This is a genomic window from Sorangium sp. KYC3313 (assembly GCF_052075895.1).
Lineage (GTDB): Bacteria > Myxococcota_A > Polyangia > Polyangiales > Polyangiaceae > Sorangium > Sorangium cellulosum_B.
In genome coordinates, this window is record NZ_CP197255.1 from 9,375,878 (window position 1) to 9,391,830 (window position 15,953).

At 68.5% G+C, this 15,953-nt stretch carries 12 protein-coding genes; 10 read left to right on the forward strand and 2 right to left on the reverse strand.

Annotation, left to right across the window (positions count from 1 at the left end; genetic code table 11):
* Positions 1 to 69: 69 nt before the first annotated feature.
* Both ACSRUE_RS35475 and ACSRUE_RS35480 read right to left on the reverse strand, forming a co-directional pair.
* The gene (locus ACSRUE_RS35475; protein ID WP_441287452.1) at positions 70 to 471 is read right to left on the reverse strand and encodes a hypothetical protein; all 402 of its coding nucleotides are present in this window, start codon (positions 469 to 471) and stop codon (positions 70 to 72) included.
* 861 nt (positions 472 to 1,332) lie between these two features.
* A complete protein-coding gene (locus tag ACSRUE_RS35480; protein WP_437769860.1) occupies positions 1,333 to 2,580 on the reverse strand; it encodes an aspartate kinase in 1,248 nt (415 codons plus the stop codon).
* Between the two features lie 377 nt (positions 2,581 to 2,957).
* On the opposite strand from ACSRUE_RS35480, the gene ACSRUE_RS35485 reads away from it, so the two are divergent.
* The 10 genes from ACSRUE_RS35485 (at position 2,958) to ACSRUE_RS35530 (ending at position 15,840) form a co-directional block, all read left to right on the forward strand.
* Entirely contained in the window at positions 2,958 to 4,145 is a 1,188-nt protein-coding gene (locus ACSRUE_RS35485) for an ATP-binding cassette domain-containing protein (RefSeq protein WP_441287453.1), read from the forward strand.
* Positions 4,146 to 4,150: 5 nt separating this feature from the next.
* The gene (locus ACSRUE_RS35490) at positions 4,151 to 4,885 is read left to right on the forward strand and encodes an ABC transporter permease (RefSeq protein ID WP_437552361.1); all 735 of its coding nucleotides are present in this window, start codon (positions 4,151 to 4,153) and stop codon (positions 4,883 to 4,885) included.
* 9 nt (positions 4,886 to 4,894) lie between these two features.
* Entirely contained in the window at positions 4,895 to 6,739 is a 1,845-nt protein-coding gene (locus ACSRUE_RS35495) for a GldG family protein (protein ID WP_437768627.1), read from the forward strand.
* Positions 6,740 to 6,766: 27 nt separating this feature from the next.
* Positions 6,767 to 7,843, forward strand: coding sequence for a DUF4340 domain-containing protein (locus tag ACSRUE_RS35500; RefSeq protein WP_441287454.1), 1,077 nt, complete (start codon positions 6,767 to 6,769; stop codon positions 7,841 to 7,843).
* Between the two features lie 629 nt (positions 7,844 to 8,472).
* A complete protein-coding gene (locus ACSRUE_RS35505) occupies positions 8,473 to 10,260 on the forward strand; it encodes a fatty acyl-AMP ligase (protein ID WP_441287455.1) in 1,788 nt (595 codons plus the stop codon).
* Positions 10,247 to 11,131, forward strand: a complete 885-nt coding sequence (locus ACSRUE_RS35510) for a class I SAM-dependent methyltransferase (RefSeq protein WP_437768630.1) — start codon at positions 10,247 to 10,249, stop codon at positions 11,129 to 11,131. Before ACSRUE_RS35505 ends, ACSRUE_RS35510 begins: the two co-directional genes overlap by 14 nt.
* Positions 11,132 to 11,134: 3 nt before the next feature.
* Entirely contained in the window at positions 11,135 to 11,386 is a 252-nt protein-coding gene (locus ACSRUE_RS35515; protein ID WP_437768631.1) for an acyl carrier protein, read from the forward strand.
* The gene (locus ACSRUE_RS35520; RefSeq protein WP_441287456.1) at positions 11,383 to 12,258 is read left to right on the forward strand and encodes an acyl-ACP desaturase; all 876 of its coding nucleotides are present in this window, start codon (positions 11,383 to 11,385) and stop codon (positions 12,256 to 12,258) included. Before ACSRUE_RS35515 ends, ACSRUE_RS35520 begins: the two co-directional genes overlap by 4 nt.
* A gap of 35 nt (positions 12,259 to 12,293) precedes the next feature.
* Positions 12,294 to 13,622 (forward strand): beta-ketoacyl-[acyl-carrier-protein] synthase family protein, encoded by a 1,329-nt coding sequence (locus ACSRUE_RS35525; RefSeq protein WP_441287457.1) that lies wholly within the window; start codon positions 12,294 to 12,296, stop codon positions 13,620 to 13,622.
* 67 nt (positions 13,623 to 13,689) lie between these two features.
* Entirely contained in the window at positions 13,690 to 15,840 is a 2,151-nt protein-coding gene (locus ACSRUE_RS35530) for a thioredoxin domain-containing protein (RefSeq protein ID WP_441287458.1), read from the forward strand.
* The last annotated feature ends 113 nt before the right edge of the window (positions 15,841 to 15,953 follow it).

Consider the following 15,953-nt stretch of genomic DNA (forward strand, 5'->3'; position numbering starts at 1 on the left):
AAGCTCAAGGCGTTCGGCGCCCGCGTCGCGCGCGACGTGCGGCGGTGAAGGTCGGCGCGGGCTGCGCCGTCACTCGCACGCGTAGCCCACTCCGCTGCAGTCGTTCGGGCACTCGTCGCAGTAGACGCAGGAATATATGGCATGGGCCAGGGCGGCGCCCGCCGGGAACGTCTCCGCGCATTCGGCCACGCATTCAGGATCCAGCCCGCACGTGACCGTAGTGCACTCCAGGTAGAAGATGCATGGGTCGCTGACCCCGCAGGCGTCGAGAGCAGCCGAGCAGTTGCCTGCGAGCGCGCATTGGACGCACCCGCTGGTGGAATCTCCGCAGACGCTCGTGTTGTCGCAGACGAGCTCTTCCTCCAGGGCGAAGGCGTCTGTCGCGTGGCTCTCGCTGTCACACCCCGCCTCGCCCGGCGCGCAGTCGCTCGCGTCGCCTGGTGAGGCGACCGTGCACGACGCCGCGGACACGGCACTCCCGCGGCGACGCAGAACAACATGAGCGATGATGCAACCCTGAAGCGCAAAGCGAGCTTTTTCGTTGTCATTGTTCTTCCTCCAGCAGACGTGGTGACGAGGCGGGTTCTAGACTAAATACATGTCGAAGACAGGCCTGTCCCCGCCCCACGGCAGCGATAACCTAATCAGAGGATCCGATCAAGCGGCCGCTGCTCTGACGCAGCGGCGTGACATGTCACGTGACATGGGACATCGAAGGCCCGACTCCGCAGGCCGGCCGTGAAGTGAAATTGGCCCCTTCGATATGTGGATAGGGAATCGATACAGCATCACTTTTCCAGCAGAGATGCAGTTCACGAAAGGAGCCTTCTGTCACCTGAAGTGGGCGCGGCGATTCGCCCTTGACATCCTCGAATTGTTTTACTCTTCCTTCTCCGTCGTGCAGCTCTCCGCCGAGGGCGAGAACCTCTGCCCGTACGTCCCGAAGGACCGGAGCTGGGGCACGCCGCGCGCTTGTTCGCCGGCTGCGAGCTCCGGATACAGAAGTTGTTTTGAACGAAGCGATCGACCAGCGTGAAAACGATATCCACGCTCGAGGAGATCGGCCCCTCGTGCCAGGCGCTCGGCGCTCCGCCCATGGACTGGCCCTTGTCCACCACCCGCGCAGGGCCGCCCTGGAGGTGGACGTTTCCACGGGTGCCGAGCCGACGGCAACGTCGCTCGATCCGATGACCTCATCGCTCGCATGGAGCGACGCCGTGCACCTCTGACGGAGCGATGACGACGCCACAACGCAACACGCCGCGAGCAGCCTCACCGACCGGGTCGGGGGCCGCTCACGGCGAGCGCATCACGACGGTGGCAGAGGTTCGCTCAGGCTTTGCCGCCGAGCCCGAAGCCATCGTGCAGCGCACGGACGGCGAGCTCGGCATACTTCGTCGAGACAAGGCACGAGATCTTGATCTCGCTCGTGGAGATCGCCTGGATGTTGATCCCCTCCGCCGCGAGCAGCTGAAACATCCGCGCCGCCACGCCCGCGTGCGTCCGCATCCCGAGGCCGACGATCGACACCTTCACGATGTCCTCCTCGTAACGAATGCTCACGGCGCGCACGCCGCTGGAGACCTTCTCCATCACGAGCTTCGCCCGCGGGAGATCCGCCTTGCCGACGGTGAACGTGACGTCGGCCTTCACCTCGCCGGAGGCGCCGCGCGCCTCCAGGCCGTAGCTCGGCGCGTTCTGGATGATCATGTCGACGCTGATGTTCTCCTCGGCCAGCGCGCCGAAGATCTGCGCCACCACGCCCGGCTTGTCGTCGACGCCGACGAGCATCACCCGCGCCTCGTTCCGGTCGAGCGCCACGCCCGTCACCGTCACGCTCTCGAGAGACTGCTCCTCGCTGACGACCCACGTGCCCGGCACGTCCGAGAACGACGACCGCACATGCACCGGGACACCGTACTTCATCGCAACCTCCACGCTCCGTATCTGAAGGACCTTCGCTCCCAGCGAGGCGAGCTCCAGCATCTCTTCGTAGCTGATCCGCTCGATCTTCCGCGCCGTCTTGCAGATGTTCGGGTCCGTTGTGTAAACGCCGTCGACGTCCGTGTAGATCTCGCACTCGGCGCCCACCGCCGCCGCGATCGCCACGGCGCTCGTGTCGCTGCCGCCTCGGCCGAGCGTCGTGATGTTGCCCGCGTCGTCCACGCCCTGGAACCCGGCGACCACCGCGATCTTCCCCCCGGCCAGCGCCTCGTGCAGCCGCTGGGCGTCGATCGCCTTGATCCGCGCCTTCGTGTAGGCGCTGTCCGTCAGGATCTTCAGCTGGTGGCCAAGGAAGCTCCGCGCCTGGCCCCCCTGCGCCTGGATCGCCATCGCCATCAGCGCGGCCGAGACCTGCTCGCCTGTCGCCGCCAGCGCGTCCATCTCCCGCGCGTCGGGCACCGGCGCGATGTCCGACGCCAGCTTGAGCAGCCGGTTCGTCTCGCCGGCCATCGCGCTGACGATGACCACGACGTCATGACCGGCCTGCTGTGTGGCGAGCGCCCGCGCGGCCGCCCGCTGGATGCGCTCGATGGACCCGACGGACGTGCCGCCGAACTTCTGGACGATGAGGCTCACGCGAGGTGTGGCCAACTAGTCCAACACAGACGCCCAGGTCAAGGAGAAATTCGACCGCCGCGCACGCCCGGCGAGCCCGCCCTGCGCACGACATGTCGCGGAGAAACCGCTGCGATCCCGCCAAACCGGGGATAGCCCGGACAACCGCGCCCGGAGCGGCCCCGATCGCCGGGAATAAACCGCAGGTTCAACCGCTTCGGGTCGGCGCTGTTGACAGAGATCCACCCGCCGCTACGATGGCGCCGCCTTTCACCTGGGTAATGGGTGATCCAGGGTGCTACAACGGCGCGCCCGCCGGCCATGGCGGGGGGGATCGCCAGGGGCGAACGACGGAGCAGGGCGCTCCGCTTCTCAAGGAACCATCTAAGGAGGTCATTTTGGCTAGCGATGTGATGATCGAGGCGAGCTCGCTGACCAAGCGCTATGGGTCGCTGCGCGCGCTCGACAAGGTGAGCTTCGAGGTCCATCGCGGCGAGGTCGTCGGCTTCCTGGGACCGAACGGGGCCGGCAAGTCGACGACGATGCGCATCCTCACCTGCTTCCTCTCGGCGTCGGCCGGGACGGCGCGGGTCCACGGGTACGACGTCTTCGACGACCCGCTCGATGTCCGGCGCAAGCTCGGGTACCTGCCCCAGCGCGCCCCGCTCTACGGCGAGATGAACGTCTGGGAATACCTCTCGTTCGTCGCCGACATGCGCGGCCTCGATCACTCGCTCTTCAGGAAGCGGATGAAGGGGATCGTCGAGGTGTGCGGCCTCGCCCAGGTGCTCGGCAAGGACATCGGCACGCTCTCCCACGGCTATCGCCAGCGCGTCGGCCTCGGCCAGGCGCTCGTCCACGACCCCCCGATCCTCATCCTCGACGAGCCGACGAGCGACCTCGACCCGAACGAGAAGGCGGAGGTCATCCGCTACATCAAGGAGATCGGCAAGGAGCGGACGATCCTCCTCTCCACCCACAACCTCTCCGAGGTCGAGGCCGCCTGTGCCCGCGCCATCGTCGTCTCCAAGGGGCGCGTCGTCGCCGACGGGCCGCTCGACGACATCCGCGCCAAGAGCGGCAAGGTCCGGTACGTCATCACCGTCCACGAGAAGAAGGTCTTCGAGGGCGGCGACGGTTACCGGTCGGGCGCGCGCAAGCCCCCGACGGCCCAGGAGGTCCAGGAGGCGCTCTCCGGTCTGCCCGGGGTCACCAGCGTCACCGAGCTGCCGACCGGCGACAGCGCCCACAGCTTCCAGCTGCTCGGCGCGCTCGGCGGCGACATCCGGCCCGAGCTCTTCCAGCTCGTCGTGCAGAAGGGCTGGCTCCTCCTCGAGATGCGGCGCGACTCGCAGAGCCTCGAGGACGTGTTCAAGGCGCTCACGCGCGGCGACGAGCGCAAGGACCGCGGCCGCAAGCTGATCACCGACGACCTCGACGACGAGGACGAGGCGAGCGCGACGGCCGACGACGAGGACGACGAGGACGAGGACGACGACAGCGCCGGCGACGAAGCCAAGGGCGACGGCGACGGCGACGAGGACGAAGGCGCAGAGGAAGAAGCGCCCGCCAAGAAGAAGGGCTGAACGGTATGAGCACCACCCTGACCATCGCGAAGCGGGAGTTCCGCTCCAACTTCGATTCCCCCCTGGCCTATGTCGTGATCTGCTTCGGGCTGATCGCGCTCGGCGTCATCTTCTTCCTGATGAACGGCGGCTTCTGGCAGGCGGACCGCGCCTCGCTCGTGCAGCTGTTCAGCTGGGCGCCGATAGGGCTCTCCTTCCTCATCATCCCCGTCATCACGATGCGGCTCCTCGCCGAGGAGAAGCGGAGCGGCACGCTGGAGATGCTGATCACCCTGCCCGTGCAGGATCACGAGGTCGTCCTCGGCAAGTTCCTCGGCGCGTGGGGGCTCGTCCTCGTGCTCGTCTTCTCGACGATCCTCTACCCGCTGATGATGTTCGTGTGGCCCTGGCACCTCGGCGCGCTCGACAGCGGGCCGGTGCTCTCGGGGTACATCGGCCTCGTGCTCTACAGCGCGGCGGCGGTCTCGATCGGCCTCCTCATCTCGTCGCTGACCGACAGCCAGGTGATCGCGTTCTTCATCACCTTCCTGGTGCTCGGCTTCCTGCACGGCGTGGACAACCTCGCCGACTACGCCCCGTCGCTCTTCCGCGACGTCCTCTCCTTCATCAGCTTCGACACCCGCCTCACGCCGTTCGCGCGCGGCATGGTGTCCACCCGAGACATCGTCTTCTTCCTCTCGATCACAGCGGGCTGCCTCATGGCCTCGTTCAGGGCGCTCGAGCGCAGGAAGTGGGCGTAAGGACCAACCATGGAACGGAAAGCCAAAGCCGCGACGCAGACAGGCGTCTACCTGGCCATCGTGGCCGCCATCCTCGTGGCGGCCAACATCATCTCGTACGGCGCCTACAAGCGCTTCGACATGACGAAGGCCGAGAGGTTCACCCTCTCGAAGGGCTCGGCCCACCTCGTCCGCGAGGGGCTCAAGCAGGATCTCCAGATCGACGTCTACGTCACCCGGGGGCTCCCGAAGCACGAGGCGTTCATCCAGGACCTCACCGACCTCATGAACGAGTACGAGCAGGCCTCGAACGGCAAGCTCCACTACACGATCATCGAGGCGAAGACGGACGAGCAGCGCGCCGCCGCCAAGGAGGCGGGCCTGCAGGAGGCCGCCTTCGGCGAGGGGAGCGAGACCGGCCAGGATCAGGCCACGATCACCCGCGGGTTCATGGGCATCGCCTTCAAGTACGGCAGCGAGAAGGAGGCGATCCCGATGCTCTCGCCGGACCAGGCGCAGGGCCTCGAGTTCTGGATCACGAACACCATCCGCGAGATCCGCGACAAGGCGGACGCCATCGACACCAAGATCGGCGTCGTGACCGGCAAGGATGAGATCAAGCTGACCGACGCGAACCTCGTCGCGTCGCAGGGCGGCCGGGGCGGCGGCCCGTCGATGCGCGCGCTGCTCGAGCACCACTTCCCGTTCTACAAGTTCGAGGACGTCGACCTGAAGGGCGGCGACAGCGAGATCAACAAGGAGCTCGCCGGCCTCGTGATCACGCAGCCGGGCAAGGAGTTCACCGAGAAGGAGCTGCGCCGCATCGACCAGTTCATGATGCTGGGCAACAAGGCGCTCGCCGTGTTCGCCGGCGCGGTGAACCTCAAGGCGTCCGACCCGGCGATGAAGGCGTCGCTCAACACCTGGGGCCTCGAGAAGCTGCTCGACGGCTACGGCGTCGAGATGAAGAAGGAGGCGATCCTCGACTGGAGCCGCTCGATGGCCATCCCGGTGCAGACGCAGTCGGGCCAGATGATGTGGTTCCGCGCGCCGGGCATCCTCCAGCTCCAGGAGGACAGCCGCTTCGACGAGAAGGAGCAGATCCTCGACTCGTCGTTCCCCGGCTTCTTCCGCCTCCCCGAGCTCTCCTTCCCCTTCCCGTCGACCCTCGTGCCGCACCCGGAGAAGCAGCCCGAGGCGACGATGAAGGTCGTCGCGCGCTCGACGCCGAAGACGACGGTCGACGTGTCCGAGGCCATCGACATGAAGTTCTCGGCCGACTGGAAGCCGAAGGGCGAGTACGCGCAGCGCGCGATCGCGGTGACGGTCGAGGGCAAGCTGAAGAGCGCCTTCGGCGGCCAGGAGGGGCTCGGCATCAGCGCGCCCGCGGAGAGCGCGGACAAGGGCCGGATCCTCGTGCTCTCGGCGTCGCAGTTCCTCGCGAACCCGTTCGCCCGCTCCGGCAACCCGCCCCCCATGCCGCCGCAGATGGCGATGATGGGCGGGATGGGCGGCGACGAGGATCTGCTGATGCTCTCGCAGCCGTACGCGCAGAAGTACCTGACCGCCACCATCCTGGCGTTCAAGAACACCCTCGACTGGATGGCGGGGGACAGCACGCTGCTCGCCGCGACCGCGAAGATGTTCGGCGAGACGAACCTGACCTACGCGGGCATCGAGAAGCCGAAGCAGGAGGCCACGGACGACGAGGCCACCCTGGCCAAGAAGGCCGAGGAGTACCGGGCGGAGCGCAAGACCGTGCAGCAGCGCGTGCAGTGGACGCTGACGCTCCTGCCGGCGGCGCTCTTCGCCGTGTTCGGCCTCATCCGGTGGCGGCTTCGCGAGAACGCCCGCGAGAACATCACGCTCGACTGAGCCAGAGCCCCATCGGGTGAAAGAGCCATGAAGACCGAGCACAGAATCTACATCGCCTTCGCCGTCCTCGCGCTCCTCGGCCTCGGCGTGTACTTCACGCAGAAGAAGCAGAAGGACGAGCTCGCCGCGCACTCGGCGACCGCCGCCACGGCGGATCTGCCGAAGGTGGGGGTCTCGAAGGAAGACGTCGAGAAGGTCACGAAGATCGCGATCAAGAACGCCGACAAGTCCGACGTGACGCTCGAGAAGAAGGGCGACACGTGGGAGGTCACGAAGCCCGTCAACGCGAAGGCGAACGCGGCGAACGTGCGGAGCCTCCTCGACAACCTGAAGGAGCTCAAGCTGAAGGAGGTCATCGACCGGACGAGCGGCACGTATCCTCAGTACGAGCTCACCGACGAGAAGGCGGTCCACGTCGTCGCGTACAAGGGCGAGGAGAAGGCGCTCGACCTGTACTTCGGCAAGAGCGGCTCGCGCGGGCAGATGGCGCGCGTCGACGGGCAGGACGGCGTCTACATCGCGGGCGGCTACTCGAGCTACCTCTACACGCGGGAGCCGAAGAACTGGCGCGAGACGTCGATCCTCAAGTTCGAGGACGAGAACGCAATCCAGGTCTCGGTCGAGAACAAGAACGGCCTGTTCAGCTTCTCGAAGAACGGCGACAAGTGGGCCGGCACGTTCGCTCAGCGCGACAAGGGCGGCAAGCTGGGCGCGCCCTCCGCGAAGTGGGAGAAGTTCGACGAGGCCAAGGTGAAGGACCTGCTGCGCGCCTACAAGAACCTCGGCGCGGAGGACTTCGGCGACGAGAAGTCGGACACCGGGCTCGACGCGGCGGCCTCGAACGGCGGCATCATCACGATCAAGCTGAAGGACAACGCGGGCGACTTCACCGTCAAGGTGGGCAAGACCGCGAAGGGGTCGAGCCGCTACGCCACGAAGGAAGGCGGCGACGGCACGATCTACGTCCTGTCGTCGTGGTCGGCCGACTGGGCCCTCGGGGAGCCGAAGAGGTTCGAGAAGACCGAGAAGAAGGACGACAAGAAGGGCGAAGACGCCCATGACGATGAGGCGGCGGGCCACATGGGCCTGGACGGCGTCGAGTAGCAGGCGACGTCGCGCATGAGAGCGGGAGGCGCTGGGAGACCGGCGCCTCCTTGCATTTTGTGCGCCCGCCTCCTGCTGCTCAACCTCAACCTGGGTCGGTGCCAGCAACCTCAACCTGGGTCGGTGCCGGCAACCTCCGGCAACCTCAACCTGGGTCGGTGCCGGCAACCTCCGGCAACCTCAACCTGGGTCGGTGCCGGCAACCTCAACCTGGGTCGGTGCCGGCAACCTCAACCTGGGTCGGCGCCGGCAACCTCCGGCAACCTCAACCTGGGTCGGCGCCGGCAACCTCAACCTGGGTCGGTCCAATCAATCGGCCCGGTGTGGTTCCCGCGCCACGCGAACCTCGATTCGCACTCAGGGGCCGATGTGACGAATATTCGACGCACTCTGCGCACGATTTTTCGTCACCTATGACCCTCGCGCCCGGTGGGTTCAGAGGCGTTCACGGCGGAATCAAGCTCAAACCCTGGACTCCCGTGTTTTCTGTTTGCCCTGGCTCGATTTTCGCTTATGGCTGCGCTCACTCAGGCCCCCGCTGTCCTTAACGGACGGATCACGACGTCCGGCCGACCTGAGCCGCCAGAGAGCCTATGCGCACGTTCGTCGAAGTCCTTCAGCAGAATTCGGTGCACGCCGACCGCGCAGTCACGTTCGTTCGCAGCTCCGGGGAGGAGCGAGCGATCAGCTACGCCGAGCTCTGGCTCGAGGCGAGGCGCCGGGCCTACGCGCTTCGCAAGCTCGGGCTCCGCAAGGGCGACCGCGTCGCGCTGATCCTGACGGAGGCCGACGAGTTCGTCCTGACCTTCGTGGGCGCGCTGACGGCAGGCATCGTCGCCGTCCCGATGTACCCGCCGCAGTCGCTGGCCAAGCTCGAGGCGTACGGCGAGACGGTGCAGCACATCCTCGAGGCGTCAGGCGCCAGCGTGCTCGTCACGAACGAGCAGCTCAAGGAGATGATCGACGCCTACCTCGCGGCGAACCGAGAGAGCCGTGAGGCCCTGCCAGGCCTGCGCGTCGTCCTCGAGCGCGACCTGCGCGCGCGCGATGGGTTGGACGCGTCCGACGCGTCGCACGAGGCCGAGCCCTGGCGCGTGTCCCTCGACGACCTCGCGTTCCTGCAGTTCACGTCGGGGAGCACCTCGCGGCCGAAGGGCGTGATGGTGACCCACCGCAACCTGACGGTGAACAGCCACGCCATCATGTTCGACGGGCTGCGCTCCACGCCGGAAGATCGCGGCGTCAGCTGGCTGCCCCTCTACCACGACATGGGGCTCATCGGCTTCGTCATCGCGCCGCTCTACGCGCTCGTGCCGGTGATGTTCCTGCCGACGACGGCGTTCATCCGCCGCCCCTCGCTCTGGCTCGACGCGATCCACAGGTTCCGCGGCACGATCACCTTTGCCCCGAACTTCGCCTTCGCCCTCGCCACGCGCGCCGTCACCGACGCGCAGGCGGGCAGCTGGGACCTCTCCTGCGTGCGCGCGCTCGGGTGCGGCGCCGAGCCGATCCAGGCCGACGTGCTCCGCGCGTTCCTCCGCCGCTTCAGCGAGCGGGGGCTCCGCCCGGAGAGCGTCCTTCCCTCGTACGGCATGGCCGAGGCCACGCTGGCGATCACGTTCAGCGACCTCAAGGCCCCGCTCACCACCGATCGCGTGGACGCGAAGGCGATGCAGGCCGGCAAGGCGTGGCCCGCGAACGGCGGCGCGTCGCTGGAGCTCGTCTCCTGCGGTCGCCCCCTCCCCTGCCACGAGCTCATCATCGCGGGCCCTGGCGGATCGCCGCTCGGCCCGCGTGAGGTCGGGGAGATCTGGGTGCGCGGCCCGAGCGTCGCCGCCGGCTACTTCAACGAGCCAGAGGCGACCGAGGCGGCGTTCGGAGGGGGCTGGCTGCGGACAGGCGATCTCGGCTATACCGTCGCCGGCGAGGTGTACCTCTGCGGTCGCTCCAAAGATCTCATCATCCTGGGCGGCAAGAACTACTTCCCCCAGGACATCGAGCGCATCGCGTCCTCCGTCGAGGGGGTGCGTGACGGCCACTGCGTCGCGTTCTCGTGCCTCACCGCCGAGGGGGCCGAGCGCGCGATCGTCATCGCCGAGGCCAAGCGGAGCGTGGCCGGCGTCGCGCAGGCGATCACCCAGGCCGTGCGCGCCCAGCTCGGCGTGCAGCTGTCCGAGGTCGCGCTGATCAAGCGGGGGACGCTGGCGAAGACGTCGAGCGGCAAGGTGCGGCGCCGCGAGATGAAGCGGCGCTTCGAGGCCGGCGAGCTCGAGGTCGCCTCGGACGTTGACGAGGGCGCGACGCCCTCTCCCCATGGCGACGTGGTCCGCGCGGGCGGCCCTGTGTCGCGAACCGAAGGGGGCCGCGCGGGCGGCGCCCCGGCACGTGTCGAAGGAGTCATCGATGGGATCCAGTAAGGCCGAGGTCGAGGTCAGCTACGACGTCTCGAACGAGTTCTTCAGGCTCTGGCTCGACGAGCGCATGAACTACACATGCGCCGTCTACGAGTCCCCCGAGCAGTCGCTCGAGGCCGCGCAGCTGAACAAGCTCCGGGTCCTGTCGGACTTCGCCAAGGCGGGGCCCGGGAAGAAGGTGCTCGACATCGGCTGCGGCTGGGGCGCGGCGCTCGAGTACGTGGCCACGGCGCGCGGCGTGACGCGCGCGGTCGGCGTCACCCTGTCCACCGCGCAGGCCGCCGAGGTGAACGCCCGGAAGATCCCCGGCGTCGAGGTGGTCGGCGGCGACTTCCGGACCTTCGCGACGGCCGAGCGGTTCGACAGCCTCATCTCGATCTGTATGATCGATCACCTGTGCTCGCCGGAGGAGGCGCGCCAGGGCAAGGCGATCGACATCTATCGGGCTTACTTCAAGAAGGCCTGGGAGCTCACGAACAAGGGCGCCTGGTTCGGCCTCCAGACCATCCTCCGCAACCGGACGCCGCGGATGACGCCCTGGGGCGGGCTCCCCGCCGGCACGAGGAAAGATCTGGAGGACATCTACTTCGTCACGCGGGAGATCTTCCCCGGCGGCCTGAACCCTCGGCTCGAGGACATCATCCAGGCGGCGAACCCCTACTGGGAGGTGATGCAGGTGAACACGCGGCGCGAGCACTACCAGCGCACCACCGCGGAGTGGCTCCGCCGGCTCAGGCTGAACGAGAAGACCATCCGGTCGACGTGGGGGGACAAGGTCTTCGATGACTACGATCGTTACCTGTCGACGTGCGTGAACGCGTTCGACAAGCACTACAGCTCCCTCGCTCAATACGAGCTTCGCAGGATCGACTGAACCATGACGGACAAGACCAATCTGCTCGAGATGTTCAAGACGGTTGCCGCCCGGGTGGACAAGCGCGAGTTCCCGAACGTCACCGCGACCTCTGTGATCACGGAGCTCGGCATCGACTCGCTCTCGATGATGCAGATCGTCGGAGAGATGGAGACCGAGCTCGGTGTCATGATTCCGGACGAGGATCTGGTCGAGCTCATCACCGTGGGCGACCTCTGCAAGAAGGTCGGAGAGCGGCTGGAGGCGACGGTATGAGCCGGCTGGAGGAGAAGATCTTCCAGGAGTACATGACGTTCTTCGAGAAGGCGGAGCGCGAGCGCCGCTGGAACGTCTTCCAGGACATCCCGTGGGAGCGCGTGAACAAGGACGCGAGCGAGGAGCTCGCCCTGTGCGCGGAGACCTTCTGCTCGGTCGAGATGTACCTGCCCGACTACGTGGCGAACGGCATCAACCTCGTGCGGAAGTACTTCGGCCAGGCGTGGTTCCAGGCCAACTGGGCCTACGAAGAGTCGAAGCACTCGCTCACGCTGATGCAGTACCTCCTGCGCTCCGGCAAGCGCACGGAGGAGCAGCTCAACGATCTGCAGCACCAGATCTTCGCGAAGAAGTGGGACCTCCCGTTCCACACGCCGCGGCAGATGACGTTCTACGGCTGCGTGCAGGAGATGGCGACGTTCGTCATCTACGTGAAGCACCGGGAGCGGGCCGCGACGGAGGGCGACGAGTGCCTGCGGACGATCTACGACTACATCGCCCGCGACGAGATCGCCCATTGCCGCTTCTACCAGAGCGTCGTCAAGGTGCTGCTCGAGGAGGACCGGCCGGGGACGCTCGCGGACATGGCGCACGTGTTCGCGAACTTCGAGATGCCGGGCGTCGGGATCGTCCCCGACTACGACTCGCGCATCCTGAAGATGCGCGAGGCCGGCGTCGACCGGAACGTGTTCATCCAGAAGGTCTACATGCCGATCCTCAAGTACCTCGGCGTGGGCCGGCACGAGATGCTCGCCGCCCAGCGCGCCGCGCTCGATCTGCGGCGCGGCGGCGAGCACCGTGACACCTCGATCGAGGGCCTCGCAGGCGCTCCCAACCTGGGCAGCACTGCGCCCCAGGCGCTGTCCGCCTGAACCCTTCCACCTCCCTCCCCCAACGAGCAGCCCCGATGCGAAGGCGCGTCGTCGTCACCGGGATCGGCGCCGTTTGCCCGCTGGGCAACGACGCCGCCACCACCTGGCAGAACCTCCTCGCCGGCCGATCCGGCGTGGACTACATCCGCGATTTCCCCGTCGACAGGCTCCGCAGCGACATCGCCGCCAGCGTGAAGGGGTTCGATGTCGGGAGGTACCTGTCGCCCAAGGAGGCGGAGATCTATGGCCGCGTGACCCACTTCAGCCTCGCGGCCGCGGTGGAGGCGCTGCGCGAGGCTGGCATCGTGCCGATCGAGCGCTCCTCTGCCGCGGAGGACGAGGCGGCGGAGCGCGCGGGCGCGCGGGCACAGGGCGCGCCGCCGCTCCCCGCCGCGGCGCCGGCGAGCGGCCTCGACCGGACCCGCGTCGGATGCCTGATGTCCACGGGCATGGGGTCGGTCGAGATCTTCGAAGAGCAGGTCGGCAGGAGCGCGGCGCGCGGCCCGCGGGCCGTGTCGCCCTACTTCATCCCGGGGGTCATGCCGAACGGCGCGGCGGCGCTCATCTCCATGCGATACGGGCTCATGGGGCCGTCGTACAACCTCGCGAGCGCGTGCGCGACGGGCACGCACTCGATCGCGACCTCGGCCCTGATGATCGAGGCGGGCGAGGCCGACGTGATGGTCGCGGGGGGCGCCGAGGCCGCGACGCGGCTCAACACCGTCGCGGGGTTCGGTAATGCGAAGGCGCTCGCCAGGGCCGTCGACGGCGACCCGGCGCGCGCGAGCCGCCCGTTCGACCGGCGCCGCCAGGGCTTCGTGATGGGCGAGGGAGCAGGCGCGCTCGTGCTCGAGGAGGAGCAGCACGCGCTCGCGCGCGGCGCGAAGCCGCTCGCCGTCGTGGCCGGCTTCGGGATGACCACGGACGCGGAGCACCTCACGCGGCCGCACTCGGGGGGGCTCGGGCTCACGCTCGCGCTGGAGCGCGCCCTCGCCAGGGCGGGCACGGCGCCGGAGGCGATCGGCTACATCAACCCGCACGCGACCTCGACGCCGCAGGGCGACGCCGCCGAGGTGCTCGCGCTGCGGCGCGTCTTCGGCGAGCGCCTCGCGCGCATCCCGATCTCGGCGACCAAGTCGATGATCGGGCACCTGCTCGGCGGCGCCGGCGCCGTCGAGACGATCGCGGTCGTGTGCTCGCTGCGCGACCAGCTGCTGCACCCGTCGATCAACGTGGATGAGCTCGATCCGGAGTTCACCCTGGACGTCGTGCGGGAGCGGCGAGCGGTCGATCTGCGTCACGCGGTGAAGTGCTCGGCGGGCTTCGGCGGACACAACTGCGCGCTGGTGCTGGCGCGGGCGTAGCGCCGGCGACCGCGCCACGGCTGGCGGACGGCTGGCGGCCCCCCGCGCCCGGCTCTACGTGGGGCCCATGGCAGCCCACAAGAACAGGCTCGCGAGCGAGTCGTCGCCGTACCTCCTGCAGCACGCGCACAACCCGGTCGCGTGGTACCCGTGGGGCGCCGAGGCGCTCGATCTTGCGCGCCGAGAGGACAAGCCGATCCTCCTGTCCATCGGCTACGCCGCCTGCCACTGGTGCCACGTGATGGAGCGCGAGTCGTTCGAGGACGAGGCGATCGCCCGGCACATGAACGACCTCTTCGTGAACATCAAGGTCGACCGGGAAGAGCGGCCCGATCTCGACCACATCTACCAGCTCGTCGTGCAGCTCATGGGCCGGAGCGGCGGCTGGCCGCTGACGGTGTTCCTCACCCCGGACCAGCGCCCCTTCTTCGCGGGCACGTACTTCCCGCCGAAGGACGCGCTCGGCATGCCCGGCTTCCCGAAGGTGCTCGCCAAGATCGCCGACGCCTTCAGGAACCGGCGCGACGACGTCGAGCAGCAGGCGCAGGAGATCACCGAGGCCATCGAGCGCGCGCAGCGCGCGCCGGCCCGCGCCGCAGGCGTCGTCGAGCCCGCGTCGTCCGATCTGCTCCGGCGCGCGTCGCGGCAGCTGCTCGCGCGCCTCGACCCCCGCCACGGCGGCATCGGATCGCGGCCGAAGTTCCCGAACACGATGGCGCTCGACGTGCTGCTCCGCCGCGGCGTGCTGGAGGGCGACCGCGTCGCGGCGGAGGGCGTCGAGCTCACGCTGGACAGGATGCGGGACGGCGGCATCTGGGATCACCTGCGCGGCGGCTTCCACCGCTACTCGACGGACGAGCGCTGGCTCGTGCCCCACTTCGAGAAGATGCTCTACGACAACGCGCTGCTCCTGCGCCTCTACGCCGACGGGTTCCGCGCCTTCAAGAAGCCGATCTACGCCGAGACGGCGCGCGAGATCGTCGGCTACCTGTTCGCCGAGATGCGCGACCCGGAGGGCGGCTTCTACGCGTCGCAGGACGCCGACTCGGAGGGGTGCGAGGGCAAGTTCTTCGTGTGGACGCTCGATCAGCTCCGCGACGCCGTCGGCGAGGATCAGCTCGCGTACGACGTGGCCCGCCTCGTCTTCGGCATCAGCGAGGAGGGCAACTTCGAGGAAAGCGGCGCGACGGTGCTCTCGCAGCACCGCACGCTCGATCAGGCCGCGGCGGTCATCGACGACGGCGCGGGAGGTGGCTCCTCGACCCACCTCGATCGGTGCCGCGACGCGCTCGCGCGCGCCAGGGTCGCGATGCTCGCGGCGCGCGACGCGAGGCCTCGACCGGCGCGCGACGACAAGGTGCTCGCGAGCTGGAACGGGTTGCTCATCGGGGCGCTCGCCGACGCCGGCCGCGCGCTGGACGAGCCCGCCTGGGTCGACGCCGCGGCGCGCGCCTTCGCGCTGATCGAGCGGAAGCTCATCCGCGGCGGCCGCGTCGGCCGCTATCTCAAGGACGGCGCGCCCGCGGGCGCGACGAGCGAGCGCGGCGGCTCCGGGGCGGCCGTGGGCGACGTCCGGCCAGGGTTCCTCGACGACCAGGCGTACGTCGGGAACGCGGCCCTCGACCTGTACGAGGCCACCTCCGACCCGCGCTACGTCGACGCCGCGCGCGCGATCGCCGACGCGATGATCGCGCACCACTGGGACGAGGCCGCGCCCGGGTTCTTCTTCACGCCGGACGACGGCGACGCGCTGATCGCGCGCACGCAGGACATCTACGACCAGGCCGCGCCCTCGGCCGCCTCGATGGCGGCGCTCCTCTGCCTGCGCCTCTCCGAGATCGCCGACGAGCGTTACCTCCCACCGGCAGAGCGGCAGCTGGGCGTCCTCGCGCCGACAGCGCTCGAGAACGCCTTCGGTCTCGGCCAGACCGTGTGCGTGCTCGACCGCCTGACGCGCGGTGCAGTGACGGTCGTCGTGGTCGGCGAGGCGGGCTCGGCGCCGGCTACCGATCTCGCGCGCGAGGCGTTCAAGGCGTACCTGCCGAACCGGGCGATCGTGATCGTGGATCCGGCTCGGCCGGAGAGCGCCGCGGCGGTGAAGGTCGTCGCCGAGGGCAAGGCCGCGCACCCTGGCGGGGTGGTCGCCTACGCGTGTCGCGGGCGGACGTGCTCGGCGCCCGTCACGACGCCGGCCGACCTCAGGGCGCTGCTGGGGTAACGCGGCACGCGCCGAGCTCGCACGGGCCGCGATCCGGGGCGCTTTCGCAGGTGCATCCGGACACCGGGCCCGGCGCGTGGGTCTGCGCGCATCCACGTCCGACGCCTTCGGCG

Excerpts from the sequence above, each read along its gene's own strand:
- ACSRUE_RS35495 (WP_437768627.1), top strand. The coding sequence starts at position 4,895 with ATGGAACGGAAAGCCAAAGCCGCGACGCAGACAGGCGTCTACCTGGCC.
- ACSRUE_RS35520 (WP_441287456.1), top strand. The coding sequence starts at position 11,383 with ATGAGCCGGCTGGAGGAGAAGATCTTCCAGGAGTACATGACGTTCTTC.
- ACSRUE_RS35525 (WP_441287457.1), top strand. The coding sequence starts at position 12,294 with ATGCGAAGGCGCGTCGTCGTCACCGGGATCGGCGCCGTTTGCCCGCTG.
- ACSRUE_RS35530 (WP_441287458.1), top strand. The coding sequence starts at position 13,690 with ATGGCAGCCCACAAGAACAGGCTCGCGAGCGAGTCGTCGCCGTACCTC.
- ACSRUE_RS35500 (WP_441287454.1), top strand. The coding sequence starts at position 6,767 with ATGAAGACCGAGCACAGAATCTACATCGCCTTCGCCGTCCTCGCGCTC.
- ACSRUE_RS35510 (WP_437768630.1), top strand. The coding sequence starts at position 10,247 with ATGGGATCCAGTAAGGCCGAGGTCGAGGTCAGCTACGACGTCTCGAAC.
- ACSRUE_RS35515 (WP_437768631.1), top strand. The coding sequence starts at position 11,135 with ATGACGGACAAGACCAATCTGCTCGAGATGTTCAAGACGGTTGCCGCC.
- ACSRUE_RS35490 (WP_437552361.1), top strand. The coding sequence starts at position 4,151 with ATGAGCACCACCCTGACCATCGCGAAGCGGGAGTTCCGCTCCAACTTC.